Source organism: Pseudoteredinibacter isoporae (assembly GCF_040372805.1).
GTDB classification, from domain to species: domain Bacteria; phylum Pseudomonadota; class Gammaproteobacteria; order Pseudomonadales; family Cellvibrionaceae; genus Pseudoteredinibacter; species Pseudoteredinibacter isoporae_A.
Genome location: NZ_BAABWJ010000014.1, coordinates 63,201 through 84,033, shown reverse-complemented (window position 1 = coordinate 84,033; position 20,833 = coordinate 63,201). Strand labels below are relative to the sequence as shown.

Genomic DNA, 20,833 nt, shown 5'->3' with positions numbered 1-20,833 from the left:
GCCAGCGGGGTCCACCACCTCGGCTGAGACACGGTAATTGCCATTCGTTAAGGCCGGTTCCGGTGTCGCTTCCCAGGTCGCCGGGTCACCCGCATTGGCGCCTGCCGTCAGGGGAATGTTCTCAATCGTCTGCACAACATTGTCGTTCTCATCGCGAACGATCAGCGTCACTGTGGAGCCATCATCCGCTTCACTGGCGGCCACTTCACCACTGAAGGTGGGCGCAGCGTCGTCGATGGTGTCGCCGTTATTGATTGGACCGGTCACCCGGCCCACATCGTCAAACCCAACAAAGCTTTCTACAACATCTGGGCTGTTAGTGTCTAAAGTAAATTCGAACGGTGCGCTCAATTCACTTTCGTTACCATTTTCATCTGTGCTGCTGCTCGTAAAAACAAACGTACCGTCAGTGAGCTCTGGAACATTGTATTGCCAGCCCCCATCAGGTTGAACAATGGTTTTACCAATGAGCGTTCCGTCCTGAAAAATATTTATGGTATCGCCGTTTTCTCCTACCCCCTCCAGTACGGGTAGTTTGTCATTGCTTGTCTCTCCGCTCGTAAGAGTTCCTGACACGGGGTCAACATCATCAACAACACCTGTGATCACTGGCACCATGCTGGCCGACGTTGCAAATTCAACCGTATCGCTTGCAGCTTCCCCCGCATTACCATTCGCGTCTTCGATATACGCATCAAGAATTAAGCTTTCACCATCAGCAACAGGGCTGACCTCAAAATTTATCGAACCTTGATCCAGATCTGCTTGCGACACCGGTTGTGAAAACTCTTCACCATTACTCGCTTCGAGTACAACAGTATCACCAGCTTGCGTGCCCGCCGGCAGCGTCACTTCGACATCTACTTGGCCTTGAATTTCACTCGCGACAATTTTTCCATCGCCATTGGCATCTTCAACGATACGAATACCGGGCTTAGCCTGAGTTTGTCCTTCTACGTGAGCACTGGTGGATACGGGAGCTGACACATTTCCAGCTGCATCACTTAGGCGTGCAGACACAACAAAGTCATTGCCTTGGCTCACCGAGTTCAGGGCAAGATCAACGTAGCCGTCCGCGATATTTTCAGCCGTCAAAGTAATTAGTGTGGGTGTATTTGCGGAGGCTTCAACTCGCAAACTATCGCCAGGCTGAGCATCAACAGGGAGATCGACGCGAATATCAATAGCACCGTTTTGTTCTTGAACACTGATAACCCCATCATTGTTGGCATCTTCCAGAATGCTGAGAGACAGCCCCGTATTTAAATCACTGGTATCCACCGCCACATCAAGATTGTTCTTCTCTCCAGGATTTCCAGCAGAATCCGTAATGGATGCCTCAAACTCAACAGTGTCACCATCAGAAGGTACTGGCAATTCAACAACAGCAACGCCCGCATCAATTTCCCCTGGAGTGATCGCCCGCGTTTGTTCAGGGCCACCATCAATTTGATACACGAGGGTATCACCCACCTCAGTACCGATAGGCAAACTCACTTCAACGGTGATGTCATTCTTGCCATTCAGCTCAGCATCATTCAATGTCCCATCGTTCGGATCATTGTCATCGACGATGCGAATTTGTGGAGCTGACAAACCACTGGTATCCACTTCAACGGAATCACTCACTTCGGGGGAGGAATTTCCAGCCACATCACTGAGCATTGCAGTAACTTCAAATACGCTGCCGTCAACCGGGACAGGATATTCGATCAACACCTCTCCGGCGGCTATCTGCGTATCATCCAAAATGACAATTCGGGGAGCCCCATTGTTATCGCTGAGAATTAAGGTATCGCCATTCATCGCAGTAACAGGCAACGCTATTCGAACAGTCAGGTTACTCTGCGTCTCGCTCTCAGCTAACACCCCGTCATCATTACTGTCATCAACGATCGTGACAGCCAAACCACTCGACAAATCAGACGTATCAACGACTATTGAGGCTTCATCACTCGGCCCCGCCACACCTGATTGCTCAACATGGGCGGTAATGTTCACACTATCTCCATTGGTTGGGATTGGAGTGGTTACACTGACCGTGCCTGTATCAATGTCGGCTTGAGTCAATGGCGTACTAATCTCAGCACCACCATCAACCTGATGCACTAACACATCGCCGATTGATAAGCCGGACGGCAAAGTAATGTCGAGACTCAGTTCGCTGAGTCCACTCGCTTCATCCGCATTCAGGTAGCCATCGCCATTTACATCGTCAACAAATCGAACAGACGGCGCGCCCGCAACAGGCACAACTTCCATGCGAACGGTATCGCCCACGGGGTCAGAACTGTTACCGGAGTTATCATGAATTTCGGTCGAAAAGTCTATGGTTTGATTCGGTGCTGGTGCAGGGACATCAAATTCAACAACGCCATTTTGAACGTCGCTACTACTGAGCGTCATGCTTTGAGGGCTGCCATCGACGGTCAAGATCACGGTATCGCCTTCTCTGGCACCCACCGGCAAACTGACCTCAACCGTAACCGTGTCTGCGCCCGCCAATTCGGCCTCAGTCAACACGCCATCATCATCACGATCTTCCTCGACAATGACAGACAAGCCAGTGTTTAGATCTGGTGTTTTTGCGGTAATTTCTTTTTCTTCTTCAGGGCTTTGTTCACCCGAGGCATCTTCAACTTTCGCCTTTACGTTAACCGTTTCGCCATCGTCAGGCGTCGGCACCCTTATTGTAGTTTTTTGATCATCGACGATCTGTTGTGTGACGGGAATTGTACTCTCAACACCATCAACCACAACGATAACGTTATCACCAACTTCGACATCCTGAGGCAGAATAATATCAACCGTTAATTCGGGTTTTCCGGACACTTCATCATTGTTAATTTCACCATTGCCACTGCTGTCATCAACAAAAACAATAAGCGGAGCACCCACCGGCTGCAAATCCATAGTTGCCGAATCATGAGCTTCATCGCTCTGATTCCCCGCCGGATCGAAAATCTGAGCGCTCACGTCTAACGTTTGACCATGGTCTAATGCGTCGACAACCAGCTCAACTTGCCCAGCATTGATATCGCTGTCTGAAATAATAATTTCTTGAGGTGTTTGCCCTGTGGCGGAAACGATCAGTTTGTCACCAGCTCGGCTGCCCGGCGGCAAATGAATAACAAGGTCAACGGTGTCACGCTGATTGGAGGAAAGAATTTCAGTTGACGTGATACGGCCATCATCATTCCTATCCGTGGCCAGTTCCACCGACAAAGGCGGGTTCGCACCTGGAAAGTCAGTCACGTCAATCAGAAGGCTGCCTTCGGCATCGGGGCTATCGACACCACTTGGGCTGGTCACGGTAGCCATGACACTCAATGCACCACCATCATCGGGCTGGGAAACGGTTAGAGTGGTTTGCCCTTGCGATAACAGTGCCGCTGTGACTGGAATTGTGGTTTCATTTCCGTTGATCGTAACTCGCAAAGTGCTACCAAGTGGCGTGTCCGGTTCCAGAGTAACAATGATGTCAATTTCGCCATCCGAATTTGCACTTGACTCATCGAAATTAACAAAGCCATCACTATTGGTATCTTCCACAAACGACACCTGTGGCGCGGGAGGCTGGGTCAGATCTACCGTGGCAACCGTGAAAGGAACGGTATCACTCAGCGCCCCCTCATTACCCGCCTGATCGGTCACAACTACCTCGACTTGATAATCACCATCCGGCGGCGACGGAAGTATGTTCGCAGGCACCGTGATTTCAACCGACGCACCGTCGGATGGACGAACCGTGTAATCTATCGTTTCGGTGCTACCATCAGGCAAACTGACCGAAACACTAACCGTATCTCCAGCCTCTGTCCCGGTCGGCAACACAACCTGGACCTGCACGCCGTCTGCAAGCTCTTGTTCGTCAATCGAATCAACGGCTTCTGGAATCGTGACAATCGGTGCTGGAATCGGCCCGGGTACACCGGGGCTGGTTTCACCCGGGGCGGTGGTGTCCACTGAAATGTCAACCGGTTCACTGGGCAAACTTTCATTGCCCACTGGGTCGACCACCGTAACCTCAATGGTGTAATCGCCGTCTGGGGGGGGAAGGCAACAAATCAACCGGAATGGTAATGACCTGGGTAGAACCTTCGTCAGGATTTACCGGCGAAACGACACTAACCGTTTCACCATTCGGCAACGCAATAGACACTATAATTTCGTCATCCGTTTCACTGCCCGATGGCAAATCGACTTGAACCTGAATGCCATCGTCGAACTCTTCTCGATTCACACCATCTTGTGCTTCAGGGACAGTCACCGTTGGTCTTTCTGTACCGCCCCCCGGAGGGCTTGTGTCAACAACGATATCTTCAGTTACGGTGGTCGTGTTACCAGCCGGATCATCGGTACTCACGGTAATCTGAGTACCCGGCTCGGCAATCGGTGAGGTCGGTGTCACCTCCCACGTACCGTCAGGTGCTACCGTTGTAGTTCCTAAAACATTTCCATCCGGATCCGTGACGGTTACCTCATTGCCTGGCTCACCAGTGCCACTAATCGTTGGTGTTGTGTCATTGCTTGGAGGCAAAGGATCAACCGTTAGTAGCGGACCAGAAATATCAACGGTGATGGTGATGCTAACCGAATTGCCCGACACGCCAGCCGGATTAAACGGAGTTGCAACAATGTCGATGGTGTCTCCGTCCGCCGGCATAGGCAAATTGACAGCAATAATTCCTGCATCAATATCGCCTTGGGTAACTCCGGCTACCACACCATTCATAACAATGGTTGACCCTGGGAGAAGGTTGTCAGGCAATTCGATAGTGACTGTTAATAGCCCATCATTTTCGGTAGCATTGATAAAACCATCGCCATTACTATCTTGCACAACAGAAATTCGCCCCAACTCACCCGGTGCAGGTATACCGGGCTCATCCGAAGGGTTGTCTATATCTCTCCCTGATCCGCTTTCCGCCAATCCTGTGAATGAAGAGGCAAACCCAGCCTGAGGCAATACCTGACCACCGGTAAACTCAAAGCGCACACCATTAGCGAGCGCACTGCCTCCCGCCCCCTCATCACCTGCAGCCGTTGCTGGCAAAAGATTCTCAATACTCTCACCGCGCTCTATGGCATTTACCAGCCCCTCGAAATCAATACCGCTTTCGTTATCAATGGCTTCGTCGTCTTCCTGTTTAAGTCGCTCGATAAGACTTTCATCAATCAGTGCCGATTGATTTGCCCCCAGAGCCAAAGCGCCTCCCGTCATAAAACGCACCACCACACTGGCGTCATTAGCGGTTTGCAATGAATCGCCAAGATGAACGGCTATGCCAAGTTGCAATGACTCACCATTACTTAAGTTGTTGACAACTCCTTGTATCGCGACAACCACACCTGCAGATGAAAGGTTTTGGGCATTGATTCCAACAGATAAGTCAACCATAGGGGCTTCCTGAAAACTTCGACAACGAATGATTCTGCACCCCAAAAAAAGAAAGAAGGTACAGCATGCACAGCGGCTAAATAGGCCGCTGTTTTCCCTGCACAAGGCGATTGAAACGTTGCGCTTAACATCGACGCTCAACCATGGCCTTGCCAGCATTTACAAAAGAACGAGTTCCAACGTTGAACAGGTTCGATTCAAGCGGTGCGAATGGGCAATGTCTTCGATTTGAAAATCGGTAAGTCGATGAATACAGGCTGAACTATTAGCAACAAGAGAAATAGCGCAGGAAGGGCTGATGAGAACTGTCCATCGTTGCAATAGAAAAATGACTAGGCAGCATTCTGCTCATCAGTTGCCTGATGCAAAAAATCCATGTTGTTTGACGTCCTGAACCGACTGCGAAAATGAGACATATATCACACTGGCAGTCGAATCATATTAAGTGTCCAAACTGGTTCAAGTAGCTTCGCCTGAAAACCATACAAAGCTACCAAAGCAAAATCTAAACGGGAGATTTGAACAAGGCAAAAGAACCAACCTGACAGTATGTACTAGCACTTTTAGCTAGACTTTTCAGAGGGGAATACGGAGAGCAGTAGCGAAACCTATTCACTACTCAGAACAAAGTAAGAATCGCGACGCCTCACTCAAAGTCGCCGCTGATCAGAAAAAAGCAACACGGTCTAGACCGACAATCGCTCAACAATATTTTCCAGCTGAGCTCGAGGACACGCGAAATTAATACGAGCGAAACCTGGCGCAGCAAAATCCGCACCGGGCGATGGTCCAACGCCACGATCTTCAAACCATTTCTGATGATTGTCTACGGCCAATCCTCGCGCATCCAACCAAGCCAGAAAGGTGGCCTCAGAATGGGCCATGCTCAACCCAGGCAGCGATTCAATGGCTTGGAACAGAAAATCCCGATTGGCGCGCAAATAGTCGAGCAGTTCACCATGCCAATCGCGGCCACCGTTAAAAGCCGCCGCTGTGGCCAGCAAGCCTGGAACATTAGCCCATGGGGACAGGCCATTGGACGCTTGCAGAAAACGTCGGCGTAATCCCGCATTGGGAATGATTCCAAAGGACACCCCCAAGCCCGCAATATTAAATGTCTTGGCCGCCGACATCAGCGTGACCGAACGCTCTTGCAAACCTTCCAGACTGAAAGCCGGGGTATGCTTAACACCGGGTTCTAAAATCAAATCGCAGTGGATTTCATCACTTACGAGGACCACATTATTCTTCTCACAGATACGCGCAATACGCTGCAAGCTTTCTGAACTAAGAACCTTCCCATTCGGGTTCATTGGGTTACACAAAATCATCATATTGCAGCGTTCATTCGCCGCATACTGTGCCAATTGTTCGATGTCCAGATCCGGTCCGTCTGCGCCATAGACAACGGGAACCGTCAGACTGTCCAGTTGATGATGCTTGTGAACATTTAAAATGGGAGGGTAGTTGGGCGTTTGAACAATCACACTCTGCCCGGCTTCGGTGAAAGCTCGACAGGCCATATTGAAGCCAGGAACGACTCCAGGCATCCAGACAATCCACTCTTCAGGAATACGACTGCCGTGGCGATATTCCAACCAATCCACAATGGCTTCACGCCCCTCTGCGAAATCCTCCGGTTTCAAATAACCATACACACCATGCTGGTTAAGCGACATCAACGCTTCTTGCACTGAAGCAGGTGCCGCAAATTCCATATCCGCCACCCAGCAAGGAATAATGTCCTGACCAGCATAACGCTTCCACTTCATGGAATATTTAGGGTCTCTTTCAATCCGGGTGTCAAATACAGAAGTCATTTCGAGCCTTATAGCAATACCAGTGATAATTTTGTGAGTAAAGAATGACATAAATCATAGGGCTACCATCTTGCACAGGGCAAGCAGTAGAGCTATGGTGCCTGCCATTATTGCAGAATGCGAAAGGTATGCACCAATGCGCGAAGACGTTAAAGAGTATTACGGAAAAACTCTGGCTGGCAGTGAAGATCTGAAAACCGATGCTTGCTGTACTTTGGAAGCCCCCCCGCAAAACATCCGGGAAATACAGAAAAAGATTCACCCAGAAGTCTCCGGGCATTACTACGGCTGCGGTTTGATTATTCCTCAGGAAATCAATGGCCTTCGAATTTTGGATCTGGGCTCTGGCTCCGGCATGGATGTTTATACACTTTCTGCCATGGTGGGCAAGGACGGCTATATTGTCGGTGTCGACATGACCGACGAGCAGCTGGCGATTGCCCGCCGCCATCGCGAATACCACGCCGAAGCCTTCGGCTATGAACAATCCAACGTGGAATTTCATAAAGGTTATCTGGAACAGCTGGACGAGCTGGATCTGGAACCCGGCAGTTTTGATTTGATTGTGTCCAACTGTGTGATCAATCTCTGCCAAGACAAGGAAGCGGTTCTAAAGCATTGCCATCGCCTGCTCAAAGAGGGGGGCGAAATGTACTTCTCAGATGTCTACAGTGACCGTCGCGTACCGGAGTCACTCAGGCAAGACCCGGAACTCTACGGCGAATGCCTGAGTGGTGCCCTGTATTGGAATGATTTCCATAACCTGGCCAAAACCTGTGGCTTTGCCGACCCTCGTCTGGTTGAAGATCGCCCTTTGGGCCTGAACAATGATTCAGTGATCGAACGCATCGGCCATATTGGGTTTTATTCAGCCACTTATCGCCTGTTTAAAATTGATGGCTTGGAGCCCGCCTGTGAAGACTATGGCCAAGCCGTAAAGTACTTGGGAGGCATTGAAGACCAGGAACAACTGTTCACCCTGGACAAGCACCATCACATTGAAAAAGGCCGCCTGTTCCCGGTTTGTGGCAACAGCTACCGCATGCTAAATGAGAGCCGCTTTGCCCAATACTTTGAGTTCTATGGCAGCTGGGATCAGCATTTCGGCATTTTTGAAGGTTGTGGGAGCAGCTTGCCCTATGACTTGGTCGCCGCCGCCAACGAGAGCAGCTCTGGCGGTTGTTGCTAGGGGCTCAAGATCAGACTCAGTTAACAGTTTCGACAACACCCACCCTCAAAGGTCAAAGCCGCATGGTGTTTTGGCCCATTCTCCTGGCGCGCCACTCCACAATGGGTGGCGTCTAGGGTACCATCGCTGCCTTTTGCGAGTGCTGGTATCACCAACATGTCACGTCGACACGAAAATCTCGATCAGTTTCGCGGGTATTACCTGCACCCTAAGTTCTGGCCTCTATGGCTATGGTTTGCCCTGCTCTGGCTAGTGGGCCGCCTACCCCTAGCCGCGATCCGCGCCCTGGGCACCGGCACGGGCTTATTGGTCTACAACGTCGCCAAGAGTCGGCGCCGAATCACTCTGCGCAATCTGGAATTGTGCTTCCCGGAGAAAACCGAACAGGAACGTGAACAAATCGCAAAAGACAGCTTCGCCGGTGGCGGCATGGCCCTGTGGGAATCTGGCCTGATCTGGTTTGGCAGCCTTTCGCGTATACGCAGACTGCACAAGGTGATTGGCATTGAACATCTCGAGCGCGAGCCTGGCCAGGCGATTCTGCTTCTGGGAATGCACAACGCTTGCCTGGAAATGACCTATGGGCCGCTCGCTTTAATGCACAACATGAAAATTTTGTTTCGGGTTCATAACAACCCGTTTTGGGAATACGTCGCCCAGAAAGGGCGTAATCGCTACAATCTAACCCTGATTTCCAATAAGCGAGTCAGTCAGTTTGTCCAACACCTGAACGATGGTGAAACCGGCCTGATTGCCGCAGACCACGACCTCGGACGAAAAAACAGCATTTTTGCCCCCTTCTTTGGCATTCCAACCGCCACCGTCACAACCCCAAGTACCCTGGCCCGAGCCAGCAACGCCAAGGTTGTCTTCAGCTGCGGTTACCGCACGAAGGATGGTTATGTGATCAAACTCAAACCCATCGACAACTTCCCCAGTGATAACGTTGAAGCCGATATTGTCCGTTTTAATGCCCTGGTCGAAGCCCATGTGCGTGAGCACCCCACCGAGTATATCTGGATGCACCGTCGATTTAAGACCCGCCCGGAAGGCGAAGCCTGCCTGTATAAGAAAAAATAAGCTTCTGGGCCCGGCCACTTGGCCATTGCACAACCAAAATCACCTGACAGCCGGGGCGTTGGGGCAGTATAATCTGTCCTTTTTGCCACCCCGGTTGATAGAGAGATATGGAAGAGCAATACCTCCCACGAGACATCGAACAACACGCCCAAAAGCATTGGGAGTCCAAGCAAAGCTTCGAAGTAAGCGAAGACCCAAACAAAGAGAAATTTTACTGCCTGGCGATGTTTCCCTACCCCAGTGGCAAGCTGCATATGGGTCACGTGCGTAACTACACCATTACCGATGTCATTTCCCGCTACCAGCGCATGCAGGGTAAGAACGTGCTTCACCCGATGGGTTGGGATGCCTTCGGTCTGCCGGCGGAAAACGCCGCCATTCAAAATAAGACCGCGCCGGCCAAATGGACCTACAGCAATATCGATTACATGAAGGGCCAACTGAAATCCCTCGGCTTTGGCTTTGATTGGAGTCGGGAATTGGCGACCTGCCGCAACGACTACTACAAATGGGAACAATGGTTCTTCACCCGTCTCTATGAGAAAGGCCTGGTATACAAGAAAATGGCCACGGTTAACTGGGACCCAGTCGATCAAACCGTATTGGCCAATGAGCAGGTAGTAGACGGTCGTGGCTGGCGCTCCGGTGCACTGGTAGAACGCAAGGAAATCCCCCAGTGGTTCATCAAAATCACCGACTACGCTGAGGAGCTGCTGAGCAGCCTGGATCAGTTGCCCGACTGGCCTGAGCAGGTGAAAACCATGCAACGCAACTGGATCGGCAAAAGTACCGGTGTAGAAATGAGCTTTGCCCTGCAGAATGAAATCGCTGGTTTGAACGACATTGATGTGTACACCACTCGCCCTGACACCATCATGGGTGTTACCTATGTAAGCATCGCTGCTGAGCACCCGATCAGCTTGGCACTGGCCGAAAACAACGACAAACTGGCGTCCTTCATTCAGGAATGCAAAAGCAACTCTGTGGCCGAAGCCGATATGGCGACCATGGAGAAAAAAGGCCTGGATACCGGCCTGAAAGCTATCCACCCGATCAGTGGCGAAGAAGTCGCCATTTGGGTTGCGAACTATGTTTTGATGGATTACGGATCAGGTGCGGTCATGGCCGTACCCGCTCACGACGAGCGCGATTTCGCCTTTGCCAATAGCTACCAACTACCGATCCGACAGGTTATCGCCAGCACACTGGCTGATGATGCGGATTTCGACAGCAGCGTTTGGCAGGAATGGTATGGTCGCAAGGGTGACAGCAAAACCATCAATTCCGGCGAACACTTCAGCGAGCTCGACGGTCTCGAATTTCAGGCCGCATTCGATGCCGCCGCCGAGAAATTGGTTCAACTCAACAAAGGCAGCCTGAAAACCAACTTTCGCTTGCGCGATTGGGGAGTCTCCCGTCAGCGCTATTGGGGCGCCCCCATTCCGATGTTCAACTTGCCAGAAGGCGGCGAAATTCCTGTGCCTCTGGACAAACTCCCGGTACTCCTGCCCGAAGATGTACAAATGGACGGTGTACAAAGCCCGATTAAAGCGGATCCGGAATGGCGTAAAGCTGAGCACAATGGCCAGGCGGTTGAACATGAGACCGATACCTTCGACACCTTTATGGAGTCATCTTGGTACTACGCTCGTTACACCTGCGCCAATTTAGAAGACGCCATGCTTGATCCGGCCAAGGCGGACTATTGGCTGCCGGTCGATCAATATGTCGGCGGTATTGAACACGCAATTCTTCACCTTTTGTACGCTCGCTTTTTCCACAAGTTGATGCGTGACGAAGGTTTGGTCAATTCAGATGAACCATTCAAACGCCTGTTGTGTCAGGGCATGGTACTCGCTGATTCCTTCTACCAACAGAACAGCGACGGCAGTAAAACCTGGTTTAACCCGGCCGAAGTCGAATTGGAAAAAGACGACAAAGGTAAAGTGATTACCGCCACGTCTCCCTCGGGTGATGCCTTGGTTGCCGGCGGCATGACCAAGATGTCCAAGTCGAAAAACAACGGTATCGATCCACAAACTGCAGTGGACCAATACGGTGCTGATACCGTCCGCCTTTTCACCATGTTTGCCGCACCGCCAGAACAAACACTGGAGTGGAGTGACGCCGGTGTAGAAGGCGCCAGCCGATTCCTGCGTCGCCTCTGGAAAACCGTGTACACGCATTTGCAGGCCGGTGAAATAGGTGAGATTCCAAGCAGTGGCTTAAACGAGCAACAAGAATCCCTGCGCCATAAAGTTCACAGCACCATTAAAAAAGTCAGCGATGACTACGGCCGCCGCCAAACCTTCAACACCGCGATCGCCGCCGTGATGGAAATGATGAATGAGGTAGGTCGCCAAGCCGACCGTTCAACAGCTGAGCATCGTGCGATCGAGCGCGAAGCCCTGGAAGCTGCTGTTCTGTTGCTGGCTCCAGTTACGCCTCACATTTCTCAGCATCTGTGGGCAGCAATGGGCAACGGCGACGATGTTATTGACGCAAGCTGGCCTAACGTAGACGAAAATGCCCTGGTGCAATCCAGCATCATGCTGGTAGTTCAGGTAAACGGTAAGGTACGAAGCAAAATTAACGTCGCTGCAGACGCTGATGAAAACAGCATTATTGAAACGGCCAAAGCAGATGCCAATGTTGCGAAGTTTTTGGCCGACAAAGAAATCAAAATGTGCAAAGTGATCCCCAACAAACTGGTCACTTTCGCCGTTAAATAAGCATTCAAAGGAATAACGACAATGAAAAGCCTTGTGCAAGTAAGCTTGATGACTGGACTGCTGTTGCTGGTGTCCGCCTGTGGTTGGCAGTTGCGCGGCCATGTCGCGCTCGGGCAGGATATTGGCACCTTGCATGTCAGCTCCCCCGATGCCGAATTGCTCCGCGACCTGAAACAAGCGCTGCGCCGTAACGACATCACGTTGAGCGAAAGTAACGCCGACGCCGATTACAATCTGAGCTTACAAGCTATGCGTTTTGATCGCCGCACTGCCGCAGTCGGCAGTCAGATTTTGGCTGCCGAGTACGAACTCAACATGCAGGTCGACTACCAAATCGCGCAGCTGAAAACCGCAGAAAGCCAAAAGCCCTATGTCGATGGCGCCCGTGCCAGCACCATTCGCAGCTACGCATACGACCCCAACAACACTTTGGGTAAAGATCAGGAAGAGCGTCAGCTGCGACGGGAAATGCGAAGCGAAATTGTGCAGCAGATTTTGCGCCGCCTGGCCTTGATCAGCCAGAACAATGAAGACTGACACATGGCAAAACTGCGCGCCGAGCAATTACAAAGCAGCCTCAAGAAAGAGCTGAAACCGGTTTACCTCATCAGCGGAGAAGAGCCCCTGCTGGCGCAAGAGCTTGCAGATGAGGTCAGGGCCAGCGCGCGCAAACAAGGCTTTACTGAACGTGAGGTCTTGCACGTCGATCGCAGTTTTGATTGGAATCTGCTGCTCGACAGTGCCAACGCCATGTCGCTGTTCGCTGAAAAGAAAATCATCGAACTCAACATGCCCGGAGGAAAGCCAGGCACTGAAGGCAGCAAAGCACTGGTTCAGTTCTGCGACAATGCCAACGAGGACAACATTTTGTTGATCCACAGCGGCAAACTCGATCAGAGTCAGCAACGCAGCAAGTGGTTCAAGGCACTGGAAAAGTTGGGCCACTGCGTACAAATCTGGCCCATCAAAGCCGCACAACTTCCTCATTGGATCAAACAACGTTTGCAACAAGCCCAACTCAGTGCCGACTCACAAGCCATTGAAATTCTTTGCGCCCGAGTGGAAGGGAATTTGCTAGCGGCTGCCCAGGAGGTTGAAAAACTCAAGCTGCTGGCCGATGATCAACACATCAGCAGCGACCTCATGAACAGCGTAGTTGCTAACAGTGCGCGCTACGACATTTTTGATCTGGCCGACAAAGCCCTCATGGGAGACGCCCAGGCTTGCACCCGAACACTGCAGGGATTAAAAAGCGAAGGCACCGACGCCATTCCGGTACTGTGGGCTCTGGCTCGCGAAATTCGCAGTTTGAATCAGATTGCCCACGCCCAGGATCAAGGCCAGAACTTCGACTGGGCTGCGAAAAATGCGGGGGTTTGGGACAAACGCAAACCTTTGGTTTCCGCCGCACTGCGACGGCTCAACAAAGCCCAACTCGAACTATTGCTCCGCAAAGCCAATGGCATTGATAAAGCCGCCAAAGGCATGCGTAAAGCCGACGCCTGGAGCGAACTGATGGACTTGTGTCTGTGCCTTTGCGGGCAAAACAGTTTGCACCCTGCTCTTCAACGTCTATCGCTCAGCCTCTAGTATTCAAGCGATAGCACTTAGCCTCTACAACCGTACATCAGATGCCACAACTTGCCGAAACCGAATTCCATTTTCAGGAACGAAGCTGGACACTAAAACGTTTTCCTTTTCGAAAACATGACACCTTGCGCGCCTGGGATGCCGCGGATGAACTCTTACTGCAAGAAGTCGCCAGCAAGATTCGTCATGATCAAACAGTATTGATTGTAAACGACGGTTTTGGCGCTCTGGCAACCACACTGGCCGAGTTTCAGATCCATTGGCTAAATGACTCCTACATCAGCACAGAGGCCTGCCGACAAAACCTGCAGGACAATGATCACGACGAAAACCAGTTCCATTGGCACAACAGCCTGGACTGGCCCGACACCTCCTTCGACTGGGTTCTCATCAAACTTCCCAAGAGCCATGCCCAACTGGAAGATCAACTTTATCGCTTAAAAAGCTGCCTTCATGCTGACAGCAAGATTATTGCCAGCGCGATGAGCAAAAACCTGCATAGCCAGTCCATTAAGCTGTTTGAGAAATTGATTGGCGAAACCCACACGTCCCTGGCAAAGAAAAAAGCCCGCTTACTTTTTGCCAAAGCGGAACATATCGAAGCAGCAGAGTCGCCCTACCCCAAGCAGTATTCTCTGGAGGCTTATCAGCTGGAGGTATTTAATCACGCAGCTGTTTTTTCCCAGCAAAAACTGGATATTGGCACGGCTTTTTTGCTTGAAAACTTCCCCAAAGGGAACAACGCCGAAAAAATTATAGACCTGGGCTGTGGAAATGGTTTGCTTGGACTGAGAGCGGCCCAGCTTTTCCCTGAGGCCGACATTGAATTTTATGATGAATCTTACTCCGCGATCGCCAGCGCACAGCTGAACGCCGAACAAAACCACTTAATGAGCAAGCGTTTACGATTTGTTCATGGCGACTGCCTGGACCAAGCAAGCGACAACAGTGCCGACCTGATTCTCAACAATCCGCCCTTCCATCAACAACACAGCATCTCCAGCCACATTGCCAAACAGATGTTTCGCCAAAGCTGGAAAACCCTTAAAAAGGGTGGTGAGCTATGGGTTGTTGCTAACCGGCATCTGGGTTACCACAAAGATCTACAGGCGATATTTGGCAATCACCATATTGTGCAAAGCAACAGCAAGTTTGTCATTTTAAAGGCCCAGAAAAACCGATGAGCACTCTCACAGAAAGCACCCTCAATCCTAAATGCTCTGCCCAATGTCATTAGCCGCAACTAAGGTGAGTTTACGTTGAATGGTGCAGAAGCTCTCTTCAATATCTCTGGCTGAAATAGGCTTGGAAAAATAAAAGCCCTGCGCATAATCACAGCCTTGATCTTTCAGCCACAGCTTCTGATCATTACTTTCTATTCCTTCTGCCACTACCTTAAGCCCCATATTATGTCCAAGGTCGATGATTGATTTAGCAATCGCAGCATCGTTTGAGTCGCAATAAATATCTCGAATAAAACTGCGATCAATTTTTAAAGTGTCGATAGGGAACCGTTTTAAGTAAGCGAGCGATGAATAACCCGTTCCAAAATCATCCATCGCCAACGCCACACCCATAGCGTGTAAACGCTCTAACATTTGCACCGATTGCTGCGCATTCTCCATGGCGGAGGATTCAGTGATTTCAAGCTCCAAATAGGAAGATTGTAATTTGTGTTTATCCAATACGGATTGAATAAAATCCGGAAATTCTTCCTGAAGAAATTGTCGAGGAGAAAGATTAACAGCCACCGAACCTACAGTGAAACCACGATCTAACCACGAACGCTGCTGGCGACAGGCCTCATCCAACACCCACTTCCCCAGTGGAACAATAAGCCCGGTCTCTTCGGCCATAGGGATAAATTTTCCTGGAGGCATCACCTCACCATTATCAAGATCCCATCGCACCAACGCTTCCACCCCAATGATAGAACCATCATGCAGATCTATTTTGGGCTGGTATACCAGACGAAGTTTGTCATACTTAATGGCTTTACGCAGATCGTTCTCAATCAGCAGGGATTCAACGGCTTTATCATTCATGGTGTGATTAAACAGGCGATAGGTATTTTTGCCTTCTGCCTTTGCTCGATACATCGCCACATCAGCATGCTTAAGAAGCGTTTCACTGTTATCACCGTCAGCCGGATACACGCTCACGCCAACACTCAAGGTACTGGTAATATCGTAACCACGCAGCTCACAGGGCGTCGCCCCAATCGTCAGAATCTTTTCTGTCACCAGAGTAACGTCATCCTGACTGTGAATATCTTCGATCACCAGAACAAATTCATCACCGCCCAAACGAGCCACAGTATCGACCTGGCGCACGCAGGACACCAGCCGTTCCGCAATAATTTTTAACAACGCATCCCCTGCATCATGACCAAAACTGTCGTTCACGTACTTAAAACGATCCACGTCCAACAACATGATGGCGACTTGAGAATGATTGCGTCGAGCTCGCTCCAGGCTGTGCAGTAGACGTTCGTGAAATAAGGTCCTATTGGGTAAGCCCGTAAGCTCGTCGTGAAAAGCCAGGTGGTTCAATCGCTTTTGCTGTTCCTGCATAGCGATTTCAGATTCTTTGCGCTCGGTGATGTCCGTACAAATTGCACAGCTGGCAAACAACTTGTTTTGCTGATCAAGCAGAGGAAATCGATTTATCCAATAGTATTTGCTTTTCCCGTCAGCCGATTCAAATGAAAATTCCCAATCGGCATTCACTTCTTCTTCTGATTCCGGGCGCCCCTGCCACAAGGCCTGCGCAATGGTTTCGGGGAATAAAGCATAAACGTGATGACCGTTGTAGCGGGTATTCGCCGCTTCAGACAACGCCTCGTTCAAATGGTGATCGCTGCTCAGAATAACATTGCCATCCAAGTCCACGACTGAAATGAACACCGGAGAGTGATCCAGAATCGAGCGCAAGTAAACTTCACTGGCCCACAGTGCTTGCTCAGCAACTTTGGCTTTTTCCAGTTGCTGGTGGTGCCGCCAAGTAATGGTTAAATGCTGCAAGACCAAGCCACAGAATACCTGCAGCTGCTGATAGTCACCTAGAAGTTTTTCAGCCCCGCTCCGAGGAAGATCGAGCTCCAGATACATTAAACCGATGGGATCGGATTCCTCACCGATGGGAATGCAAGCAATGCTCTGGCATTCATCCCGAAGAATTTTCCCCAGCACCAAGGGGTCGTCCGCCTCACACAACTGAAGGCTCACCAAGTCATAACTTTGCTGTACCAGCTCGGGGGATATTTTACGGAAATGCAGAAGATCGGTATTGAGTACCGTCACACTATCATTGATTGCCGTGCCGCGTACCCAGTGCTTTCCAGACTCACAGGTGAGCAACACAACGCGCACCACCGAGGGCAGTTCGCTCCAGCTCTTAAGCAACCATAGGACCAGCTCTCGATGCGGTTTGCTGACCACCAGCTGATAAAAGCGTCGCATTAGATCGACGGCTGCTAACTGCTTAGACATCTCACCACCCTAAACCACTACTTCCCCAATCATTGAGGAATAACTCAGTAGATAGACTAGCGGCCTGTGGCGCCTAAACTTTAATTGCCTAGCCAAACGCTCCGAGGCTTAACAACACAAAACTACAACCACTGATAACAAGAACGGCGATCAGATTAATGGAGAAACCGTTACTGACCATATCGGCGATACGTACCTGCCCGGTTCCGAAAACAATCGCATTGGGCGCGGTCGCCACCGGCAACATAAAGGCACAACTCGACGCTAAAGCGGCCGGCAGCATAATCAAGGCAGGCTCCATTTCAGCGGCGATAGCCGTTGCAGCGAGGATCGGCATCAGTAATGTCGCCGTCGCGGTATTACTCGTGACTTCCGTTAAAAACGCTACGCCCAAACTCAACAAAACCAGTAACAGCAAAACCGGCAACTGGTTAAAGCCCGCCAGCGCCTCACCAATCGCCTGACTCAATCCGGTGGAGGTGAAGGCCTTCGCTATCGCAATACCACCGGCAAACAACAACAGAACGCCCCAGTGAATCTGATTAGCGCTTTGCCAATCCAGCAGACGACCACCTTCGCCGTCAGGAATAATAAACAGAATCAGGACAGCCAACAGTGCCACGGACCCGTAATTTGCGGTCGGCAACCATTGCCCCCAACCACCCGATGGGCCTTTGAGGGTGATCCACGCTAAGGCGGTGAGCGCAAAAATTAACATCACTCGCCGCTCAGCCTTCCGCCAGGTTCCGAGGTCGGGCAACTCCAGCATACTGGTATCGGAACCCAGTTTTCGGCTCAACCAAAACCCAGCTAAAGGCACCAGCAGAACGACAACGGGAATGGACCACTGCATCCAGTCCACAAAGCTGAGTTCAACACCGGTCGCGTCCTGATAGGCTTGCATCATGATCACATTAGCGGGTGTGCCAATTGGGGTTCCGAGCCCCCCAATACTGGCCGCATAAGCGATACCGAGCAGCAAGGCGATCATCAACTTGCGATCGTCACTCTTTTCGAGAACCGCCAAGGCGACAGGCAGTAACATTAATGTGGTGGCGGTATTGGAAATCCACATCGACAACAATGCCGAAGCCGCCATAAATCCCAACACCAAACGGCGCTGAGAGCCGCCACCAAACAATCCCACCATACCCAGCGCCACGCGGCGATGAGCGCCACTCTTTTCCATCGCCTTGGAGAGCATCGCGCCCCCCATCAATAAGATGATTAACGGACTGCCGTAAGCGAGGGCGACATCTTTGGGGCTGAGTATGCCCAACAAGGGAAATACCCCCAGCGGGATTAAAGAGGTTGCCGGGATGGGAATGGGCTCGAACATCCACCACAAGGCACAAAGCAAGGTGAGCGCCGCCGTAAGAGCCGCATTTCCCTGCCAGCCCTGCTGCCACATCCACAACCCCAACACACCTGACAGCACCGGAGCCAGCCAAACCATATGACGCTTAAGCAGCGCTAAGACCGGAACGGCCTTTGTCGTTTCAGACATACTGTTCTTATTCTTGATTTAGTTAAGGAAGGTCCAATTGGCGGTTGCCTGGGGCAGGAAGCCGGACTGGCGCAATGCGCGGGCAATATTGCCTTTGACTCGCAATTTACGCAGACCTCGTTGGAGTGAGAAATACGTACGCTTACCCTTAGGATGCAAACGACTGATGATAAAATGACGTGTTCCGCTGACTTTCAGCTTCACCCCTGGTACGGGCGATAACAGTTTTTCGAGGTACTGCAAAGGGCGATCGGCAGACGCGGTAAACGGAGCTGCAATCAAATCACTGGCACCAGAACAGGATTGTTTAACAATTTGATTCCAATCTGAACTCAGAGAGAGGTCGGCCACTTCAAGGGATTGCAGTAATTCGGTAACCATTGGCCAATTGGCGTGGGAGCTTAATCTGAATTGTTGCAGGCCAGATAAATCAATGATCGACATCGGGCGACCGCAACTGTAGAGCCCCAGTTGGAATTCTCCCTGACGAATAATCGGATCGCTCACCCAGAGAGACTTAGCTCTGCTTTGCGTTCGCTCGCGCCAGATTGATACCCCACCCAATAGCGCCTCGCCTTTCTCCACTTTGGACAAGATGCTGAAGCTGGGGGCAGATTTGATTTTGATCTCACCCTTAACGCCACCCAGTTGCAAAGCCTGGACCAGTAAAACCAGTTCAATCACTTCCAGGTTGGTAAAGGGATCCTGATGTTTGGCCGAGTATTCCGTATTAAAACGATAATCCCTGATGTCGCTCAATTGGCGACCTGCAGTGAAATCTCGAAATCCAGAGACCACCGGTGCTGGCGCCAGAATCACCGTCGTGCCCTCAGCTCGGGCAGGCAAGCACAGCACTGAGAGAAGCAATGGAATTGCCACCACCAGTAACGTTTTAAACTTGCCCATGCTTTGCAACATCCAGTGCACCCATACAGTGAAATTCAGCTCTCTATTCTCGCCCAGCTGCTGCTGGCTATCAATGCTTATGAAAAAATCGTTTATTTCTCTCATTGATGGCTAAAAGTCTCAAAACCATCTGTGAAATACAGTATTTACAATGTCCACATAGTAAGCAAGTAGTTACAAACATAGGAGTATTGCCCCCTTGAAAGCGACGTTAGAAATAAATAATCTAGGTAAAGGGGTCACCCCTTATTACTCTAATACATATAAATGTCACACTTTACCTTAACAATCTGCTCACGAATTGGCCGACAACGATTAAAATATGGGCATTTATCGTCAGCAGCGACAGGCGCTTATGGAACTGGATAAGCCACTATTTTGCATTGCTCATCGCGGGGGCTCTCAACGCTATGAGAATACTTTGCGGGCCATTCAACACGCCCTTGATCTTGGCGTTGATGCTATCGAGATCGATGTCTGGAATGTGCGCGGGGAATTGTTGGTCTTTCATGACCGCCGCCTCGCCTTTGCGCCCTTTCAAGACGCTCTGCTGGTCCAGCAGGACCCCCAACTTCTTAGGCACACACCTCTGCCCTGCGGCGAGCCTATACCCACCTTATTGGAGGTGATGGAACTTGTCGGCGATCGCGCTCTGCTCAATATTGAGCTCAAAGGCCCTGGCTGCGTCAAATCGGTCAGTAATCAAATCGAAGAATTCGTCCAGTACCAACAGGGCAATTATGAGTCTTATCTCATATCAAGCTTCGACCATGTTCAGCTCCACAAGCTGAGCCAACGCCTGCCAGAAGTCAAACGAGGGGCGCTGTTTGCCGGTATTCCACTTGATTACGCAGCCTGTTGTGAACAACTCGATGCTTACTCGCTTCATGCCTGCATTGGTTTTTTGCGTCAGGGGCTTATTGATGATGCCAGTGCACGTGGGCTGAAAACCTGGGTGTATACGGTGAATCACGAAGAAGATATGGGGCATCTGGCCGCGATGGGTGTCGACGGTGTGTTCACCGATTTTCCCGAAAAGGTATTGGCGCTGAACGAAGAATTTCGACAGCGCCATCCTAAAGTTGAAGGCAGCGATTTTTAAGATCCGGCCAATCCG

13 protein-coding genes are annotated in these 20,833 nt (G+C 50.8%); 7 read left to right on the top strand and 6 right to left on the bottom strand.

Annotated features, from left to right (window positions below; genetic code table 11):
- The 3 genes from ABWW03_RS19515 to ABWW03_RS19505 all read right to left on the bottom strand — a co-directional run.
- Positions 1-4,020: Ig-like domain-containing protein (locus ABWW03_RS19515; protein ID WP_353411285.1), on the bottom strand; the 4,020-nt coding region annotated here is incomplete at its 3' end.
- 7 nt (positions 4,021-4,027) lie between these two features.
- Entirely contained in the window at positions 4,028-5,401 is a 1,374-nt protein-coding gene (locus ABWW03_RS19510; RefSeq protein WP_353411283.1) for a retention module-containing protein, read from the bottom strand.
- Between the two features lie 686 nt (positions 5,402-6,087).
- On the bottom strand, positions 6,088-7,221 hold the full coding sequence (locus tag ABWW03_RS19505) for a MalY/PatB family protein (protein WP_353411281.1): 1,134 nt from the start codon (positions 7,219-7,221) through the stop codon (positions 6,088-6,090).
- A gap of 136 nt (positions 7,222-7,357) precedes the next feature.
- On the opposite strand from ABWW03_RS19505, the gene ABWW03_RS19500 reads away from it, so the two are divergent.
- From ABWW03_RS19500 to ABWW03_RS19475, 6 genes are all read left to right on the top strand, one after another.
- Positions 7,358-8,410: a methyltransferase domain-containing protein gene (locus tag ABWW03_RS19500; RefSeq protein WP_353411279.1), complete on the top strand. Its 1,053-nt coding sequence runs from the start codon at positions 7,358-7,360 to the stop codon at positions 8,408-8,410.
- Between the two features lie 156 nt (positions 8,411-8,566).
- Entirely contained in the window at positions 8,567-9,490 is a 924-nt protein-coding gene (locus ABWW03_RS19495) for a lipid A biosynthesis lauroyl acyltransferase (RefSeq protein ID WP_353411277.1), read from the top strand.
- Between the two features lie 107 nt (positions 9,491-9,597).
- Positions 9,598-12,222, top strand: a complete 2,625-nt coding sequence (gene leuS / locus ABWW03_RS19490) for a leucine--tRNA ligase (RefSeq protein ID WP_353411275.1) — start codon at positions 9,598-9,600, stop codon at positions 12,220-12,222.
- A gap of 21 nt (positions 12,223-12,243) precedes the next feature.
- Positions 12,244-12,759: an LPS assembly lipoprotein LptE gene (lptE, locus tag ABWW03_RS19485; RefSeq protein WP_353411273.1), complete on the top strand. Its 516-nt coding sequence runs from the start codon at positions 12,244-12,246 to the stop codon at positions 12,757-12,759.
- Between the two features lie 3 nt (positions 12,760-12,762).
- Positions 12,763-13,812, top strand: a complete 1,050-nt coding sequence (gene holA / locus ABWW03_RS19480) for a DNA polymerase III subunit delta (RefSeq protein WP_353411271.1) — start codon at positions 12,763-12,765, stop codon at positions 13,810-13,812.
- 41 nt (positions 13,813-13,853) lie between these two features.
- Complete coding sequence (locus ABWW03_RS19475; protein ID WP_353411269.1) at positions 13,854-14,996, top strand: methyltransferase; 1,143 nt, start codon at positions 13,854-13,856, stop codon at positions 14,994-14,996.
- A 27-nt stretch (positions 14,997-15,023) separates the two neighbouring features.
- Here the strand turns inward: ABWW03_RS19475 and ABWW03_RS19470 are convergent, their stop codons facing one another.
- From ABWW03_RS19470 to ABWW03_RS19460, 3 genes are all read right to left on the bottom strand, one after another.
- Positions 15,024-17,303, bottom strand: a complete 2,280-nt coding sequence (locus ABWW03_RS19470) for a putative bifunctional diguanylate cyclase/phosphodiesterase (RefSeq protein WP_353411267.1) — start codon at positions 17,301-17,303, stop codon at positions 15,024-15,026.
- A gap of 88 nt (positions 17,304-17,391) precedes the next feature.
- Entirely contained in the window at positions 17,392-18,810 is a 1,419-nt protein-coding gene (locus tag ABWW03_RS19465; RefSeq protein ID WP_353411265.1) for an SLC13 family permease, read from the bottom strand.
- Between the two features lie 18 nt (positions 18,811-18,828).
- The gene (locus ABWW03_RS19460; RefSeq protein WP_353411263.1) at positions 18,829-19,728 is read right to left on the bottom strand and encodes a hypothetical protein; all 900 of its coding nucleotides are present in this window, start codon (positions 19,726-19,728) and stop codon (positions 18,829-18,831) included.
- 310 nt (positions 19,729-20,038) lie between these two features.
- On the opposite strand from ABWW03_RS19460, the gene ABWW03_RS19455 reads away from it, so the two are divergent.
- The gene (locus ABWW03_RS19455; RefSeq protein WP_353411261.1) at positions 20,039-20,818 is read left to right on the top strand and encodes a glycerophosphodiester phosphodiesterase; all 780 of its coding nucleotides are present in this window, start codon (positions 20,039-20,041) and stop codon (positions 20,816-20,818) included.
- The last annotated feature ends 15 nt before the right edge of the window (positions 20,819-20,833 follow it).